Origin of the sequence: Vibrio sp. RC586, assembly GCF_000176715.1 — a bacterium.
Taxonomy (GTDB): domain Bacteria; phylum Pseudomonadota; class Gammaproteobacteria; order Enterobacterales; family Vibrionaceae; genus Vibrio.
The window spans coordinates 77,220-94,791 of sequence record NZ_ADBD01000014.1 but is presented as its reverse complement, the minus strand read 5'-3'; the positions used below and the strand labels follow the sequence as shown (position 1 = coordinate 94,791).

At 46.1% G+C, this 17,572-nt stretch carries 16 protein-coding genes, 1 rRNA gene and 1 riboswitch; of the genes, 5 read left to right on the top strand and 12 right to left on the bottom strand.

Annotation, left to right across the window (positions count from 1 at the left end):
• Positions 1 to 59: 59 nt before the first annotated feature.
• Positions 60 to 1,602: ribosomal RNA gene (locus VOA_RS00705) — 16S ribosomal RNA — on the bottom strand.
• 578 nt (positions 1,603 to 2,180) lie between these two features.
• On the opposite strand from VOA_RS00705, the gene VOA_RS0118785 reads away from it, so the two are divergent.
• A complete protein-coding gene (locus VOA_RS0118785; RefSeq protein WP_000833988.1) occupies positions 2,181 to 2,636 on the top strand; it encodes an RNA recognition motif domain-containing protein in 456 nt (151 codons plus the stop codon).
• On the opposite strand, the gene murI is transcribed toward VOA_RS0118785, so the two are convergent.
• Genes murI through btuB form a run of 3 tightly spaced genes read right to left on the bottom strand, consistent with a single transcriptional unit; the run spans position 2,602 to position 6,001 of the window.
• Entirely contained in the window at positions 2,602 to 3,399 is a 798-nt protein-coding gene (gene murI / locus VOA_RS00710; protein ID WP_000074883.1) for a glutamate racemase, read from the bottom strand. The genes VOA_RS0118785 and murI overlap by 35 nt on opposite strands.
• Before the next feature lie 53 nt (positions 3,400 to 3,452).
• Positions 3,453 to 4,115, bottom strand: a complete 663-nt coding sequence (locus VOA_RS00715) for an ATPase (protein ID WP_000755754.1) — start codon at positions 4,113 to 4,115, stop codon at positions 3,453 to 3,455.
• Positions 4,116 to 4,165: 50 nt separating this feature from the next.
• Positions 4,166 to 6,001, bottom strand: a complete 1,836-nt coding sequence (gene btuB / locus VOA_RS00720) for a TonB-dependent vitamin B12 receptor (protein WP_001172324.1) — start codon at positions 5,999 to 6,001, stop codon at positions 4,166 to 4,168.
• A 33-nt stretch (positions 6,002 to 6,034) separates the two neighbouring features.
• A riboswitch (cobalamin riboswitch) is annotated at positions 6,035 to 6,237 on the bottom strand.
• A 150-nt stretch (positions 6,238 to 6,387) separates the two neighbouring features.
• Between btuB and trmA the strand changes: the two genes are divergently transcribed.
• On the top strand, positions 6,388 to 7,497 hold the full coding sequence (trmA, locus tag VOA_RS00725; protein WP_000212206.1) for a tRNA (uridine(54)-C5)-methyltransferase TrmA: 1,110 nt from the start codon (positions 6,388 to 6,390) through the stop codon (positions 7,495 to 7,497).
• A gap of 38 nt (positions 7,498 to 7,535) precedes the next feature.
• On the opposite strand, the gene VOA_RS00730 is transcribed toward trmA, so the two are convergent.
• On the bottom strand, positions 7,536 to 7,907 hold the full coding sequence (locus tag VOA_RS00730) for a YijD family membrane protein (RefSeq protein WP_000102751.1): 372 nt from the start codon (positions 7,905 to 7,907) through the stop codon (positions 7,536 to 7,538).
• A gap of 33 nt (positions 7,908 to 7,940) precedes the next feature.
• Positions 7,941 to 8,582 (bottom strand): HTH-type transcriptional repressor FabR, encoded by a 642-nt coding sequence (gene fabR, locus VOA_RS00735; RefSeq protein WP_000838365.1) that lies wholly within the window; start codon positions 8,580 to 8,582, stop codon positions 7,941 to 7,943.
• A gap of 307 nt (positions 8,583 to 8,889) precedes the next feature.
• Between fabR and sthA the strand changes: the two genes are divergently transcribed.
• Entirely contained in the window at positions 8,890 to 10,290 is a 1,401-nt protein-coding gene (sthA, locus tag VOA_RS00740) for a Si-specific NAD(P)(+) transhydrogenase (RefSeq protein WP_000529891.1), read from the top strand.
• A gap of 212 nt (positions 10,291 to 10,502) precedes the next feature.
• Here sthA and rpoH read toward each other — a convergent pair whose 3' ends face one another.
• The 4 genes from rpoH to ftsY form a co-directional block, all read right to left on the bottom strand.
• Positions 10,503 to 11,363, bottom strand: a complete 861-nt coding sequence (rpoH, locus tag VOA_RS00745) for an RNA polymerase sigma factor RpoH (protein WP_000184359.1) — start codon at positions 11,361 to 11,363, stop codon at positions 10,503 to 10,505.
• A gap of 169 nt (positions 11,364 to 11,532) precedes the next feature.
• Entirely contained in the window at positions 11,533 to 12,516 is a 984-nt protein-coding gene (ftsX, locus tag VOA_RS00750; protein WP_000279336.1) for a permease-like cell division protein FtsX, read from the bottom strand.
• Positions 12,506 to 13,180: a cell division ATP-binding protein FtsE gene (ftsE, locus tag VOA_RS00755; RefSeq protein WP_000617862.1), complete on the bottom strand. Its 675-nt coding sequence runs from the start codon at positions 13,178 to 13,180 to the stop codon at positions 12,506 to 12,508. The genes ftsX and ftsE overlap by 11 nt, the downstream gene beginning before the upstream one ends.
• 48 nt (positions 13,181 to 13,228) lie before the next feature.
• A complete protein-coding gene (gene ftsY, locus VOA_RS00760) occupies positions 13,229 to 14,428 on the bottom strand; it encodes a signal recognition particle-docking protein FtsY (RefSeq protein ID WP_000136693.1) in 1,200 nt (399 codons plus the stop codon).
• 202 nt (positions 14,429 to 14,630) lie between these two features.
• Between ftsY and rsmD the strand changes: the two genes are divergently transcribed.
• Together rsmD and VOA_RS00770 are read left to right on the top strand one after the other, a co-directional pair.
• A complete protein-coding gene (rsmD, locus tag VOA_RS00765) occupies positions 14,631 to 15,230 on the top strand; it encodes a 16S rRNA (guanine(966)-N(2))-methyltransferase RsmD (RefSeq protein WP_001189760.1) in 600 nt (199 codons plus the stop codon).
• Positions 15,227 to 15,493 (top strand): DUF1145 domain-containing protein, encoded by a 267-nt coding sequence (locus VOA_RS00770; RefSeq protein ID WP_000645841.1) that lies wholly within the window; start codon positions 15,227 to 15,229, stop codon positions 15,491 to 15,493. Before rsmD ends, VOA_RS00770 begins: the two co-directional genes overlap by 4 nt.
• 33 nt (positions 15,494 to 15,526) lie before the next feature.
• On the opposite strand, the gene VOA_RS00775 is transcribed toward VOA_RS00770, so the two are convergent.
• Together VOA_RS00775 and VOA_RS00780 are read right to left on the bottom strand one after the other, a co-directional pair.
• Complete coding sequence (locus tag VOA_RS00775) at positions 15,527 to 16,156, bottom strand: lysoplasmalogenase (RefSeq protein ID WP_000062194.1); 630 nt, start codon at positions 16,154 to 16,156, stop codon at positions 15,527 to 15,529.
• Positions 16,157 to 17,033: 877 nt separating this feature from the next.
• Positions 17,034 to 17,402, bottom strand: a complete 369-nt coding sequence (locus VOA_RS00780) for a hypothetical protein (protein WP_001289437.1) — start codon at positions 17,400 to 17,402, stop codon at positions 17,034 to 17,036.
• Positions 17,403 to 17,572: the final 170 nt, after the last annotated feature.

Genomic DNA, 17,572 nt, shown 5'->3' with positions numbered 1-17,572 from the left:
CTCTTCTCTAATCTAAACCGAATCAATCTGTGTGGACACTCATCACGACAATCATCGTGTAAGGAGGTGATCCAGCGCCAGGTTCCCCTAGCACTACCTTGTTACGACTTCACCCCAGTCATGAACCACAAAGTGGCAAGCGTCCTCCCGAAGGTTAAACTACCTGCTTCTTTTGCAGCCCACTCCCATGGTGTGACGGGCGGTGTGTACAAGGCCCGGGAACGTATTCACCGCAACATTCTGATTTGCGATTACTAGCGATTCCGACTTCATGGAGTCGAGTTGCAGACTCCAATCCGGACTACGACGTACTTTGTGAGATTCGCTCCACCTCGCGGTCTTGCTGCCCTCTGTATACGCCATTGTAGCACGTGTGTAGCCCTACTCGTAAGGGCCATGATGACTTGACGTCGTCCCCACCTTCCTCCGGTTTATCACCGGCAGTCTCCCTGGAGTTCCCACCATTACGTGCTGGCAAACAAGGATAAGGGTTGCGCTCGTTGCGGGACTTAACCCAACATTTCACAACACGAGCTGACGACAGCCATGCAGCACCTGTCTCTCAGTTCCCGAAGGCACAAGACTGTCTCCAGTCTCTTCTGAGGATGTCAAGAGTAGGTAAGGTTCTTCGCGTTGCATCGAATTAAACCACATGCTCCACCGCTTGTGCGGGCCCCCGTCAATTCATTTGAGTTTTAATCTTGCGACCGTACTCCCCAGGCGGTCTACTTAACGCGTTAGCTCCGAAAGCCACGACTCTAGGTCACAACCTCCAAGTAGACATCGTTTACGGCGTGGACTACCAGGGTATCTAATCCTGTTTGCTCCCCACGCTTTCGCATCTGAGTGTCAGTATCTGTCCAGGGGGCCGCCTTCGCCACCGGTATTCCTTCAGATCTCTACGCATTTCACCGCTACACCTGAAATTCTACCCCCCTCTACAGTACTCTAGCTTGTCAGTTTCAAATGCGATTCCTAGGTTGAGCCCAGGGCTTTCACATCTGACTTAACAAACCACCTGCATGCGCTTTACGCCCAGTAATTCCGATTAACGCTTGCACCCTCCGTATTACCGCGGCTGCTGGCACGGAGTTAGCCGGTGCTTCTTCTGTAGGTAACGTCAAATGATTAAGGTATTAACTTAACCACCTTCCTCCCTACTGAAAGTACTTTACAACCCGAAGGCCTTCTTCATACACGCGGCATGGCTGCATCAGGCTTGCGCCCATTGTGCAATATTCCCCACTGCTGCCTCCCGTAGGAGTCTGGACCGTGTCTCAGTTCCAGTGTGGCTGATCATCCTCTCAGACCAGCTAGGGATCGTCGCCTTGGTGAGCCCTTACCTCACCAACTAGCTAATCCCACCTGGGCATATCCGGTAGCACAAGGCCCTAAGGTCCCCTGCTTTGCTCTTACGAGGTTATGCGGTATTAGCCATCGTTTCCAATGGTTATCCCCCTCTACCGGGCAATTTCCCAGGCATTACTCACCCGTCCGCCGCTCGCCACCCAAGGAACAAGTTCCTCTGTGCTGCCGCTCGACTTGCATGTGTTAGGCCTGCCGCCAGCGTTCAATCTGAGCCATGATCAAACTCTTCAATTAAAAGTTTTTTGAAGCTTTCGCTTCGGCTCAATGAATACTGATTACATTCTTTGCTTAATAAAAAGCGAAGTAATGTTGAATTGACTGTGCTGAATGATTGCTCATTCAAATGGTCACTCAGTTCATTGATAAATCTTTTGCGATTATCATCAACGAGTGCCCACACAGATTGATTGGTTTACATTGTTAAAGAGCTTGAGCTTGGCCTATCGAAACCGCCTTTCAGCTTCGTTCGCTAGGGCTGCGTATACTACGCTTATTTATTTGAGTGTCAAACGTTTTTTAAAACTTTTTCTTCTCATTTTCTTTCCACTTTGTGATTTGAACCTCACGCCGTGTCAGTGAGGGCGCATTATAGGGAGGTTGTGTTTTATGACAAGCTTTTTTTTGGCAAAAAAAATCGTTCGCTCAAAAAGCCAACAACAGGCTGTTTTTTGAATAAAATTTCAACATATTGAGGGGGGTCACACCATTCGATTGGAAAAATATCAAGCATATACGTAAGATTCCTGTGTCTATTTTGTTAATTCATCGATAGACAGTGACTCTTCTTTTTCTCTGATGCGTAGTAATTCAATATGAAATCTGACAAATCTATATTATGGATTGCCCTGCTTGCGGTTATTGGTGCCGGGATTTTATCGCAATTGACTCTACCCTCTTCTATTGCTTTTTTAATTGGTGTGGTTGCAACGACTTTAATTTGCAAACTTTCTACTCAATCCACCACTTCAAGCCAAGATGGAGAGACTCCTTCTACAACGAAAACTTTGTATGTTGGCAATTTGCCCTACAAAGCGAATGAATCCCATGTAAAAGAGTTGTTCGCGGAGTATGGCGAGGTCTTTGCGGTACGCCTTATGAAGGATAAACGAACGGGTAAACGGCGGGGGTTTGGATTTGTAGTTATCGCAGCAAACCAAGCTCAAAGTGCGATTGATGCTCTCAATGAAAAGGAATATATGCAGCGAACGTTGAAAGTTCGTATTGCTAATGATCCTAAATCGGATGAGGAAATGGCTGAACAGGATTAAACCCCAACTGTTCAAGCTTGATATTCAGCGCACTTTCCTCCCATGGGGGTGCGCTAGCATAAATCTGATGTTTTCGATTTGAACTCTCTCCTTTGTCTATTCCTAACAGCTCTTGAACTCTTCGCGCAATCGCGACACCCGAATCAATCAGTTGGACTTGCTCTCCGAGCACTTGCTGAATTTCTTCTTTGATTAGAGGGAAGTGAGTGCAGCCTAGCACGGCAACATCAATGGTATGTTTGAGTGGGTGCAGTATGCTTTCTAGCTCATCAAGATCGAGAGGTTTACCACGCAATTTCTCTTCCGCCATATTCACTAACCGAGTAGAACCTAATAGCTCAACGTTTTTGTTGGCGGAGAAATTACGGATCAGTTCTTGCGTGTATTGTCGTTTCACTGTGGCAGGCGTAGCAATAAGCCCAATAGCCTTGCTAGCAATGAGTGACGCTGGTTTGATCGCTGGCACAACCCCGACTACCGGTATCGTAAGTTTGGCACGGAGTACAGGAAGCACTATGGTGCTCGCGGTATTACAAGCAATGACCACGAGATCAATCTGCTCTTCTTCGACCATTCGTGTGACTAAAGCATCGACTCGCGCAATCAAGGTTTCTTGAGCCAATTCACCGTAGGGATACGCTGCATTATCGAATAGATAAATGTAGTTAAGCTGCGGTAAGCGAGCTTCGATTTCCCGATACACGGAAAGACCACCCACTCCGGAATCAAAAATCAGTACGCGAGGAAAAGATTGAGGTGACACGGATGTAACAACCTAGCTAGGAAAAACCGAGAAATCATACTCTCTCTGCCAAATTAGGCAATCCACGCCCGATACCTTTGATAACAGAAACGTTCGGTTTGGCTTTTCCCTTCTAACACTAATTCTAAGTGTCCTGACATGCATGGGGCTTGAGTTACTAATGTATGGAATTCTCCATTTTCTCCGCATGGGTCAACGCTGAGTGGCAATGCTTGTATAAATTCTGCGGTATACCATTGCCCACAATAGTCTGAACTGATCTGCTCACCATCCGTAGTCACTACCAAGGTTTGAATACCTCGATTTATAATTTCCTGAGCTAGTTGCATTGAATTTTCACCCATTAGAGGAAACAGACATTCCCATCCTGCTGGTTCTAGATAACTTTTGCGATACTCAGCAATGCCATTGCAAAACAGATCACCAAAAGCGATTGCATCAAATCTCACACCTGAGTTCTGTAACCCTTCCACGACTCGGCTTTGATAAATAGGATTGGATGGAAAGACCGTTGGTAATTCAATTTTAATCAAAGGAAGACCAACGAGCTGAGCTTGTAGCTCAAGCACTTCAATGGGTGTCGCTTGGAAAGGCACTTCATTACCTACGTACGTGGTAACGAGGCCAACGACTTCAACATCCGCTCTTTCACGTAATCTATCTAAGGTGAGGGTCGAATCTTTACCTGATGACCAACTGATGATGACTTTTTTCATACATAAACCATTAAGCAAATAGGAAAAGCCGCCTTACGGCGGCTTATGGTTTAAAACTGATAACCAATATTGAGATAATACGCACGCTCAGCAGCAGGATAGTCATTGGCTGTTTCGTACTCTTTATCTAACAAATTATCAATTCTAGCACTGATAGTTGTCGAATCTGTCACATAATAACTCACTGCGGTATCAACGAGAGAATACGCATCGAGTGTTATGTTTTGAGCAGGATAGGTGTTGTAGTCCAAATCTGGACGCTTACCTACATATTGATACCCAATTGACCAATCAACTTGTTCGAAAGCCACTAATGCATTCCACTTATACATCTGCTCAGCACGACGCTGTAGTGTTTGTCCTTTGCTATCGTCAGCGTCTTTAATATCTGCACTTAACTGATGCTGTACGATACCAGTAACAAACTCGGCGGTTAATTCAATTCCTTTAATGTGACTTTCACCTGCCACGTTCTGATATTTGTAAGTGTTTGAATTGTAATCTATGAGATTGTTGATTTTGTAATCATATCCAGTGATAGACCACTTAATACCTGTAACCAAGCCATAGAAGCTCAGCTCCGCAGCATCCGCTTCCTCGGGTTTTAGATTGGCATTGCCATAAGAGGGATCGTACTGTTGATATAAATTAGGGGCTTTAAACGCCGTGCCGTAAGATGCCTTAACCCCAAATTCAGGTATGAATTGATACCCGAGTGCAATGTTATGGGTAGTTTGCGAACCGTACTCTTGGTTATCATCAAGGCGTAAACTTGCTTCCAACAGCCATTGTTGCCACTCCGCTGAAAGTACACCAAATGCGGCAGTGTTGCTGCGGTCGAACTCTTTATTCGCCGTGTTATCAAGATACGACTCGTCACGCCAATCCACCCCCCCAGCCAACGTCCAGACATCATTGGCAACATAACTGTTAGTCCACTGGATGTTTTGCTGTTCAAGGTTATCTGACCTACCCGAGTATTTTCCTTGCGATTGTGTGTAATCCCATGACTTTTGCTTTTGCGTAGTCAGTTGCAACTCTGACAACCAACGTTCACCTTGATATTGACCGCCAACGGTGACTGATAAGTCATCTTTTTCTGTCTCTTTATAGTCTCGAGTACTATAGCTGCTGTCATACTGGTAAACATTTTCATAAGCTCGGGCATTAGCAAAAAGCGACCAAGACTCATCCAATTGGTGCACATAACCCAACAACACATTATCTGATCCGAAGCCGTGACGATCACCATCATTCACCCCAGGAACAGGATGGACGTTGTAGCCCTTATCACTCTCCGTGCCCAAGGCTACGTTAAGTTGCCCCTTTTCACTAATCGCAACACCAGAAGCAACACTGAGCTCTTGGTAATCCAATGATCCCAGTCCAGCACTTACTGTTGTGCCTTGTTGTTGTGAACGAGCTTTAGTAATGATGTTAATCACACCACCAATCGCTTCAGAGCCATACAAAGAAGCTCGAGCACCACGTACGTATTCGATACGTTCAACATAAGTTAATGGAATTTGGTTGAAATCAACCGCCCCTTTCGCCGCACGAGCAAAGCGGATTCCATCCACTAATACCAATACTTGTTCTGAACTTGTTCCACGAACAAATAAAGAGGCTAACTGACCACGACCACCATTTTGTGTGACTTGAACACCAGTTAGTCGACGAAGTAAATCAGGTAATGTCTTAGCTTGGGTTTGTTCAATATCCTGACGAGTAAGAATTTCCACGTCAGCCAAGGTCGAACTGGTTTTTTGCTCAAAACGATTCGCCGTTACAACAACCGTTTCTTGTGGCTGTGCTTCACTAGCGTGTAAATAAGAGATAGGGGTAAGCAGCGATACTAGAGCGATCGCCAGTGCTGATTTTTGCATTTTGTTGTCCTAAATCGCGTGAATCCTACTGAGTGGAGTACTCAGCTGCTGGCAGGTCTTCGGACTTGAGAGCACTTTTGGCCTACTGGCTCGACTTCCCACTCGAAAAGCAGTGTCGTTTGAGCGTTCGTTCTCTCTTACCGCTGCGCGTCAGTTCCGGATTTACACCGGATTCCCTTTTCAGCCATTTTTAGCCATCCAGGCATCTAAATAGCACCAGCTTGGCGCAGATAGTATTGAGTGAATGAAAAATTGTCCAGTACAGATTCCGATCCGCTAGGCTTTACACTGAATATCCCAATCAATATTTGGGCAAAACTGGACAAGCGGCCGAGATTGAATAAAATCTGCGCTCTTTCTGTAATAGCCCATAAAAAGGTACCCCAATGGCGACTCTTGATGTAAACCCTGAACTCTACCAAGCTCAATTGGCAGACAAAATCGCCCGTTTAAAAGCGATGTTTGTTGATTACTCGATGCCTGAGCTGGAAGTGTTTGAGTCGCCGGTGGCGAATTATCGCATGCGTGCTGAATTTCGGATTTGGCATGAAGGCGATGACATGTACTACATCATGTTTAATCAAGAGACGCGCGAAAAGTACCGCGTGGACCAATTTCCGGCGGCGAGCCGCCTGATTAATGATTTGATGCCTCTGCTGATGGATGCCATGAAAGGCAGCCCTATTCTGCGCCACAAGCTATTTCAGGTCGATTTCCTCTCAACCCTCAGTGGCGAGATTTTGGTTTCACTGCTGTACCACCGTCAGCTCAGCGAAGAATGGATCACTGCAGCGCAAGCACTCAAACAGCGCCTAAACGATGAAGGGTTCAACCTGAACTTAATCGGCCGTGCTCGCAAAATGAAAATGGTGTTGGATCGTGATTACGTGGTCGAGAAATTACAGGTCAACGGCCAGCCTTATGTGTATAAGCAAGTCGAAAACAGTTTTACTCAACCCAACGCGAAGGTCGCCGAAAAAATGTTGGAGTGGGCGGTCGATTGTACTCAAGAGAGCAAGGGGGATTTGCTTGAACTGTATTGCGGTAACGGCAACTTCTCACTCGCGTTAGCGCAAAACTTTGAGCGTGTGCTGGCGACTGAACTTGCAAAACCTTCTGTAGAAGCCGCGCAATTTAATATTGCCGCCAACCAGATCGACAACGTACAAATCATCCGTATGTCGGCAGAAGAGTTTACTCAGGCGATGGAAGGCAAACGCGAATTCAATCGTTTGAAGGATGCGGGAGTAGATTTACAAAGCTACCGTTGCAACACTATTTTTGTCGACCCGCCACGCTCAGGCATGGATATCAACACCTGTAAAATGGTGCAAGGTTATGAGCGTATTCTGTACATTTCTTGTAACCCAGAAACGCTGCAAGAGAACTTACAAGTCCTAGGTGAAACCCATCAAGTGGTGCGCTTTGCTCTCTTCGACCAATTTCCTTACACCCACCACATGGAAGCAGGTGTGATGTTGGAGCGTAAAAAGTAACTGCATAAAAAAACGAGCCATCCGGCTCGTTTTTTTGTTTATGGCTGTCTGCCAATGTAACCGAGCTTGCGGCCAATCCAAAAGATCAGCAGTAACACAATCACAATCGATAAGAAGTTAGAGCCCTCTTGCGGGTACTGTGCTTTGATAAAAGCCGAATGACCAAAAGCCCCGACGAAAAAACAAGCCAGACCAACTAATGGCACTTCTTCAGCCACTGGATGCGTTAAATACTCTTGGTAGAGCATTTGCGCTGAGAGCACTAAAGCAATCAACGCGAACAAAGAGAAAGGCACCGAGCTCATAGTAAGCCATGAAAGCAAAGCATCGCTACACATGCCTGCGATCAATGCCAGAATTAAGCTTTTACGCTCCGATCGGTTTGATGGTATTTCTTGTTCCGTCGACATCTTTCGTTCCTTTTTTCTTATTCGATAGGGATCTTATTCTAATGTGCCTTTCAGGCGATTACGTTCGCGCTCTTTACGATACCAATGTGCGCCTTTCGCCAGCATTCGTAGCTGCATAATCAGGCGCTCAGCTAGCTCATCTCGCTCATTTCGCCCCAAATCTAAAGCTTCTGCTCCAGAACTAAAAACTAAGGTGACCGAGGCTTCCGCTTGAGTCATCGCCTCTTCACGCGTCATACCCGTTGCAACCAAGTATTCAGTAAGCTCAGCGGCAAAATGTTGAATTTCACGCACCACAGCCGCTCGAAACTCGCAGGAAGTACCAGAACGTTCACGCAGTAACAAACGAAATACGTTAGGGCTGCTCTCAATGAACTCCATAAAGGTTTCCACTGAAGTGCGGATCACGCTGCCTTCTTTGACGATGCGCTGGCGAGCTTGACGCATTAATTGACGCAGCAACAAGCCCCCTTCATCGACCATGGTTAAACCCAATTCATCCATGTCTTTAAAATGACGATAAAATGAGGTTGGTGCAATTCCCGCTTCGCGCGCAACTTCGCGCAGACTCAAGTTCGAGAAGCTTCGGTCAGCGCTCAGTTGGCTAAAAGCGGCATCAATTAGAGAGCGGCGTGTCTTTTCTTTTTGTTGTGCTCGGATTCCCAACGATTTCATACCCAGTCAGTTCTCAGCTAAGTCGAATAATTTGGTTCATACTATAACCTGATTGACGGCCTTGTCTAAGCAACAAAGTACGTCACCATGAGACAGTCATCATTTTCACAAATTCATAGCGCAGATGGCGGCATCTCAAGCTAACCCGATGTAATAAAAAGCGATTGAAATAGAGCAGGGTCAAGCACCTCTTTTGCAATGAAGGCGTGATCCCCCCCACTCTCTTCACCTTGCGTCATGTTTCCACGCAAGGAATGCGTTAAAATCTCGCAACAGCAATGTTAAGCAAATATAACAAGGATCAACTATGGGACAGAAAAACCACTTTGACGTCATTGTGATCGGTAGTGGTCCTGGTGGAGAAGGTGCCGCCATGGGACTCACCAAAGGGGGAAAAAATGTCGCTATCATAGAAAAAGAGAGCAGTGTCGGCGGTGGATGCACTCACTGGGGCACCATTCCATCGAAAGCCCTACGTCACGCGGTAAGCCGCATTATTGAGTTCAACAGCAACCCGCTGTTTTGCAAAAATAACTCCAGCATTCACGCTACGTTTTCGACCATCTTAGGCCACGCCAAAAGTGTGATTGATAAACAGACGCGCCTGCGCCAAGGCTTTTACGATCGCAATCAATGCACGCTGATTTTTGGCGCCGCGCACTTTATTGATGCTCACACCATCGCGGTCAAAAAAGCCGATGGCAGCATCGACACTTACAGCGCTGATCAATTTGTCATCGCCACTGGTTCACGCCCTTATCATCCGAAAGATGTCGATTTTGGCCACCCGCGTATTTATGACAGCGACTCGATTCTGAACCTCGAACATGACCCTCGCCATATCATTATTTACGGCGCTGGGGTGATTGGCTGTGAATACGCCTCTATCTTCCGCGGCTTGGATGTCAAAACCGATCTGATCAACACCCGTGATCGTTTACTGTCGTTTCTGGATAACGAAGTTTCAGATGCCCTGTCTTACCACTTTTGGAACAGCGGCGTGGTGATCCGTAATGATGAAACCTATGAGAAAGTTGAAGGCACCAGTGATGGAGTGATTATCCATCTGAAATCGGGTAAAAAAATGCGTGCCGACTGCTTGTTGTACGCCAACGGGCGCACCGGTAATACTGATAAGCTCAATATAGAGTCGGTTGGCTTACAAGCCGATTCGCGTGGCCAGTTAGTCGTCAACGCCAATTATCAGACTCAAGTGGAACACATTTATGCAGTAGGTGATGTGATTGGTTACCCAAGCCTCGCGAGTGCGGCATATGACCAAGGGCGATTCGTGGCTCAAGCCATTATTCATGGTCAAGCGGCTAACTTACTGACGGAAGACATCCCAACCGGCATCTACACCATCCCTGAGATCAGTTCTGTTGGTCGTACCGAGCAAGAGCTTACGGCAGCTAAAGTTCCTTATGAAGTGGGGCGCGCATCTTTCAAGCATTTGGCGCGCGCGCAAATTGCTGGCAAAGATATCGGCAGCTTAAAAATCCTGTTCCATCGCGAAACCAAAGAGATTTTAGGCATTCACTGCTTTGGTGAACGTGCTGCGGAAATCATTCATATCGGTCAAGCAATCATGGAACAAAAAGGGGAAGCCAATACCATTGAGTATTTCGTGAATACCACCTTTAACTACCCGACGATGGCGGAAGCCTTCCGCGTCGCGGCCTTAAATGGTCTTAACCGACTGTTTTAATACGCTAGAGTGTTTTATACCCAAACTACTTGGAGTTGCAGGTAGGCGGCAAGTGAGTTCACCCCCATGAGCATAGATACACTATGTGATTGGGGTGAACGAACGTAGCCAACACCGCTGCAGCTTCAAGTAGGAAGGGGATATTAGATAGAGACAAAAAAGGTCTGGCATTAACCAGACCTTTTCTTATCAAGCTGTTACGCAATGTGAAATCAGAACTCACCCACCGCTTCTTTCAGCTTACGCATTGCGTTTTTCTCAAGCTGACGAATACGCTCAGCAGAAACACCATACATTTCGGCCAAATCTTGCAGTGTAGTTTTGTTGTCATCATCCAACCAACGAGCACGCACAATGTGTTGGCTACGCTCATCAAGACTCGCAAGAGCCATGCTGAGGCGCTGTGTGGTATGCGCTTCCCAGTTTTCCGCTTCTAGGTTATCGGCTAAGTCAGAATGCTTATCTTCGAGGTACAGCACGGGCGCTGTGTAGGCCATGCCGTTTTCATCATCTTCTGCGGACATCTCAAACGCGGCATCTTGTGCTGCCAAACGAGATTCCATTTCACGCACTTCAGCAGGTTCAACACCCAACTCACGTGCTACGGTTTCGACTTCGCCGTTATTAAACCAGCCAAGGCGTTTTTTCGATTTACGCAGATTAAAGAACAGTTTGCGCTGTGCTTTCGTCGTCGCAATTTTCACAATACGCCAGTTACGTAGCACATATTCATGAATTTCGGCTTTAATCCAGTGCACCGCAAAAGAAACCAGTCTTACCCCCATCTCTGGGTTAAAGCGCTTCACCGCTTTCATCAGACCGATATTGCCTTCTTGCACTAAGTCCGCCATTGGCAGGCCATAACCGGAATAACCACGAGCAACGTGAACAACAAATCTTAGGTGCGACAAGATCAAGCCTTTCGCAGCATCGATATCCCCTTTGTAATGTAATCGCTCTGCCAGCTCACGCTCTTCATCTGCACTCAGCATCGGATAACCGTTAACGGAGCGGATGTAGCTATCTAAGCTGTCTTGGGAAACAAGAGCCATTGGATACGCTTGGTTAGTCATTCAATTCCTCATCATTCGCTGATCTGGATACACTGTTTTACCGCAACAAGCTTGAACCTAAAATGAACAGGTTTCAAGTTTGACTGGTCATTATGCATAAACAAAAGGGCAACTCAAGTCAAGCACAGCCTCAACTTTGAATCAGCCGCCCATTTATGACCATTATCACTTAAACAGGTTCAATTTCTTTCAGATGTCGTTTCGCCGACACGTTTGCCGCCACACAGCCTAGAAATACGCCGAGCATCAACAACAGTAGTGATTCATCCCAGCCAAGGCCGATCAAACGGAAACGGCTATCATACAATTGAGCGAGCGCTTCCACTGCCCCATTGAGTAAAATCGTCATCAATGCCGTTAGTAGCCATGCCGCCACGGCACCGAGTAAACCAAACCACATCCCAGAATAGAGATAAGGACGCAGAATATACGCATCGGTCGCACCGATGAGTTTCATGGTTTGGATCTCTTCTTTGTTGGCTTGCACATTAAAACGTAGCGTATTGCCAACAATCAGAAAGACCGACATCAGCATTAGGCTGGATAAGCTTATCACCACGATAGTCGCCAAGTGGCGAATCGCATCTAAGCGGGCAAACCAATCTTCATCCATGCGTACATCGGTCACACCTTGTTCTGCTTGCAGCGTTTCTGCCAGAGCTTTGATCTGCTTTCGGCTATCCACTTTAGGCGTCACCACTAACACCGCCGGCAAGGTCGCGTTATCGAGCAGGCTGATCGCTTGCTCAAAACCTGCATACTGACTTAAATCATCCAGACCTTGCTGAGGCGAGATATATTTCACCTTGGCAATTTCATCACGCCGTTCCAGATCATCTTTCAGCACAATCACGCGGGGCTCTGCAATATCCGTTTGTAAGTAAACACTCAGCTGAGAAGGCCCTGCGACTCGTTCGGCAACCGAAGCAATGTTCTTACTCAACAGATACAAACTCGCAGGCAGTGCCAACGCCATAGAGATCACCGCTAAGGTCAATATGTTGCCCAGTGGACGTCGCCACAAAGCAGAAAAGGAAGCTTTGGCTTGCTTTAAATGAATCGCGAGAAAACTATCGGTTTTGGCTCGTTTGACATCGCGCGGTTTGCTCTTGGTGGTTTTGTTGATTTTCTTATTGCCCGGCTTAACGGCCATAATCCGCGACCTCGCTTAAAAAACCCTGATTGAGCTCTAGATGACGATATTGCGGGCGCGAATTCACCAGATGAATATCGTGCGTCGCCAATAAAATAGTCACACCCGCGCGGTTAAACTCTTCAAACAGACGCAGCACTCGGTTAGAAAGCTCAGGATCCAAGTTACCCGTTGGTTCATCCGCCAGTAATAATGTCGGGCGGTTAACGACCGCGCGAGCAATCCCAACTCGCTGTTGCTCACCACCAGAAAGCTGGCTTGGCAAACAGCGGGCTTTATCGAGTAAGCCGGTTTTATCGAGCGCCGCCGAAACACGGCGCTTAATATCATTTTCCGAAATTGATTCAATGCGCATAGGCAGTGCAACATTGTCATAGATGCTGCGATCCATCAGCAAGCGATGATCTTGGAACACAATCCCAATATTGCGGCGCAAAAACGGAATATCCTTGTTTGGGATTCGGGTAATGTCGTGACCATTAAAGCTAATTTTGCCGTCAGTTGGCCGTTCAATGGCACAAATCAGCTTAAGCAAGGTACTTTTTCCCGCCCCAGAATGACCGCCGAGGAAGGCCATTTCACCACGCCGCAAGTGGAAATCAACTTTCTGCAGCGCTTGTCGCCCACCTCGATACGCTTTACTGACTTGCTGAAATCTGATCACGCCGTCTCCCCCTGACAAGGCTGGCACAGTGTGCCAACTCAGATTTGGTTATTCTTCGCGGCTAAACAGCGCGTCGATAAACTCTTGTGTTGCAAATGGACGTAAGTCGTCAATTTTCTCGCCGACACCGATATAGCGGATTGGGATCTGGAATTGATCGGCAATCGCGAAAATCACACCGCCTTTGGCTGTACCATCCAGCTTAGTGAGTGTAATGCCTGTAATAGGAGCAACTTCACTAAATAGCTTCGCTTGGCTGATCGCGTTTTGCCCAGTGCCGGCATCCAGCGTCAACATGATTTCGTGTGGTGCGCTGTCGTCAATCTTCTTCATCACGCGTACAATCTTGCGCAGCTCTTCCATCAGGTTACTTTTGTTTTGCAAACGGCCTGCGGTATCTGCAATCACCACATCAATGCCGCGCGCTTTCGCCGCTTCAATCGCATCATAAATAACCGAAGCGCTGTCTGCGCCAGTATGCTGAGCTATCACCGGAACTTGGTTACGCTCACCCCACACTTGTAACTGCTCAACCGCCGCGGCACGGAAAGTATCGCCCGCAGCCAGCATCACTTTCTTGCCTTGCGCTTGGAACTGTTTAGCCAGTTTACCAATCGTGGTGGTTTTACCCACGCCATTCACACCCACCATCAAGATCACGTAAGGTTTCTTATCGGTCTCAATCACTAGTGGCTGCTCAACCTGAGCTAAAATCTCCGCCATCTCTTCTTTCAGCAAACCATACAGCGCTTCACCATCACGTAGTTGTTGGCGAGAGGCTTTCGCCGTCAAATTGGCGATGATTTTGGTGGTGGTATCCATACCCACATCGGCAATCAGCAGTTGCTCTTCAAGCTCTTCAAACAACTCATCATCAATCTTTTTGCCTTTAAACAGGCCAAAGAAGCCAGCGCCGATATTCGCTTTGGTACGGCTCAAACTGCGCTTTAAGCGCGCAAAGAAACTTTCGGTCGGTTTTTCTTGTTCAACAATACGTGCAGGTTCAACCGTGGCTGTTTCTGTTTCTGTTTCTGTTTCTGTTTCTGTTTCTGTTTCTGTTTCTGTTTCTGTTTCTGTTTCTGTTTCTGTTTCTGTTAACGCAGTTTCCGTTTGAATCGCCACCGCTTCAACATCGGCTTGGCTTTGTGGTTCATCCTGCGTTTGAGTATCCGTTGCAGTGGTTTGGTTTTTTTCTTCATCACCAAATCCAAGCCATGACAACAAGCCACGCTTCTTTTTTTCCGTCATCTGGAGCTATCCTGAATCGCTTTATTTGAATACAGACTTTTCTTGGCCATTATCGTGGGCCAGAAAAGAAAAAATGACAAAGCAGTGAAAACTTTTTGCTTCGCTTGGTACACTTTGCCCAATTTTTTATGTTAACTCGGGTTGTCCCACCAATGGCAGACAAGCGAGTTATAGTAACACTTAATTAGCGGTCAAAAAATCTATGCAAAGACGTCGCCAGCCAAACCCATCACAAAAAAAGGCCCCTACAGGGCAAGTTCGGATCATCAGCGGCCTGTGGCGTGGCCGAAAATTGCCCGTGCATGATGCGGAAGGGCTACGCCCAACCACCGATAGAGTGAAAGAAACGCTCTTCAACTGGCTCGCTCAGGAAGTGCCAAAGGCTCGCTGTCTCGACATTTTTTCCGGTTCAGGTGGCCTAGGCTTCGAGTGTGCATCACGCCAAGCCAACCAAGTAACCATGCTTGAGCTGAACCCGCTCGCCTTCCAACAACTCAAAACTAATGTACAGAGCCTGAAAGCAGAAAATATTGAGCTTATTCACACGGATGCACTCACATTTCTACGACAATCGGGTAAACCTTATGACGTGGTGTTTATTGACCCACCTTTTCGACAAGGTTTGTTACAGGAAACCACTCAGTTACTCGAGCAAAACGGTTGGCTCGCGCCACAAGCGATGATTTATATTGAGTGCGAAAAAGAGCTGCCACTGACGGAGTTGCCTCCTCACTGGCATCTGCACCGAGAAAAGAATGCCGGACAAGTCTGTTATCGGCTGTTTATAAGGGATGAACAATGAAAGCACTACTCTGGTTAGCCAAAGCGGCGATTGGTTTTGTATGGTTGGTTTTGCTGGTCAACATCATTACCCCATTTCCGGGGAATGCGGCGATTGCCCTCTACATCATGACCGCATTCTTGCTCTTCATGCATGGCTTGCAAATGCTGATTTTCATCGGCGCTTTTGGCGATAAGGTGCCTTTAAAACGCTGGGAGAAATGGTCGATACTGATCTTCGGCATTTTTGCCCTGTTGGACATCCGCCATAAATATATGATGTAAAGAGACCGCCGCAAGGCGGTTTTTTTGAACCGTTTACAGCACGAAAGAAGCAGAGATTAACACCTGCGCGACCAAATAAGTGGCAGAAACGAGGACATAACCAAACGGAAGTGGCCGTCGATAATCATTGATAGCGAATAAAGCCGCCGAAAGAATATAAATGAGGCACCCCAGAAATCCCGTACCAGAAGCTAAAGTTGCTACTTGCAACCACAATTCCCCTGCAGCCCAAGTCATTTGAACGAGCATTAACCCCATAAGCGTGACCGGAAAAATCAAAGTGTCTATTTGGGGTAACAGCAAGAAAAACGCCACAATGCTCGCTGCAACTAACAAGGCAGGCAACCACCACACCATAGCTCCTGATAATTGAACCCAAAACGCTTTACTAAAAAACAGTTGAGCAGCTAAAAACAGGACAAAACTGGCTCGATGGTAGCGAACATTCAAACGAGCTCCATGCGCTAACATGGAAACCATCAGCCCCAAAGAGACCCAAATAAGCTCTGACGTAGTATTTACGTTCTGCGTCCAAATGATCAGCACCAATAAAAGCAGGCTGAGGACTCGGAAGAACACCGCTTGTTTCACTTTCTGATGCCCATAAGCAGAAATGCTGATAAACCCCGACAACACGACAGAAATCCAGCCCAACATGCTCATCCCCTTCACCTAAACTGCCGCCAGTGTAGGGATCTCACCTTTGATGTCTAGCTGCGAACGTGAAAAGTTGGATCTTGCTAGCGAATCATTCTCTTCATCATTATCGAAAACCCCGATATCTCGACGGAACACCAAACGAAACAAACCAACACAAACAAAGAACATAAAGAAAAAATCAGAAATAAAACCAATAAAAGCAAATAAAAACAGACAAAAACAAAAAAAACAAACCAATAAAAATGAAATTTAAAAAATAAATTAACCATAAAAATCATAGATATAAGCAAAGATAAAAGATAAAAACCACAAGACAAATAAAAAAACAATGAAATGTAAGCTTTAACAAGCAAAAAATAAAAACACTCTCATCAGACAAGCCATAAGATGAGAACAGCTATCAACAGTTAAAACTATTTTCTCACAAAGTGGTAATTTGCAAAAACCCAAGCACCAAGTAGACAAAACACCCCATAAGAACAAGCAGAACAAAGATAAACCAACAGGTTAAAATATTAAAACACTATAAAAACAATAAGATAATTAAACAGGAGAACAATAAACACTCACACTGATTATGATTAAAACATCTCAAAACCATGCCTTTTCTCTCAATAAAAACCAAAATTAAGCCAAAATAACTGTATTTTTTTTAAGTTTAGCCAGAGATCTATTGATCAAGCCTGATAAATGTTCTATTCTTTTTTCATAGAATCAGAAACCAATACAGGAGCAGTGTTATGATTTCTTCATCTCAGAAACAAGGACTCGTTATGATCGCAGTAATCATTGGCCTAATGACACTGCCCATGATGTATTAAGTCACTGTTTAAAAACAAAAAAGGACGCGATTGCGTCCTTTTTGTTTCCAGAATTTCATTTACTGCAAGTGCTGCGACAGCTCTTCCCAGTGCAAGTAATAGAAAAATATTGCTCCCAACGTCATCAATACCATCAGCATAAAAGCAAGTCGCCAAACAAATTTTCCACTTCTTGGGGTTAACTCATCTTCACACTCTTGGCAGACCGCCAAAAATGCTTTGCGATTGTCTAATTGATAACCATCTTCATGCATCAATTTATTGCGAATGGTCGCGACATAGCGAAGTTTCTTTATCACATCATGCGGCAAACGCTCTTCACAGCTACTCACCAGTTGATGCAACCCTTTTCCTTCAGCATGGTATTGCTCACGCAATAAGGTTTCGAGTTTTCGCGTACGTAGAACAACTTGTTCAATTTCTGACATATTCGCCCTCCTGCGCTATCCTCACCTATCGTTTCCTTTCTAACAGCCAAAGCAGCAATATCCAATTGTTAGCAGTTCAACGGCCAACAAAATGTGAGGTAAGCCGAAAAATTTCACCGGATTATCGCCTGACGTCTCTTTCTACTCACAAATTACTTGGCAAAATACGT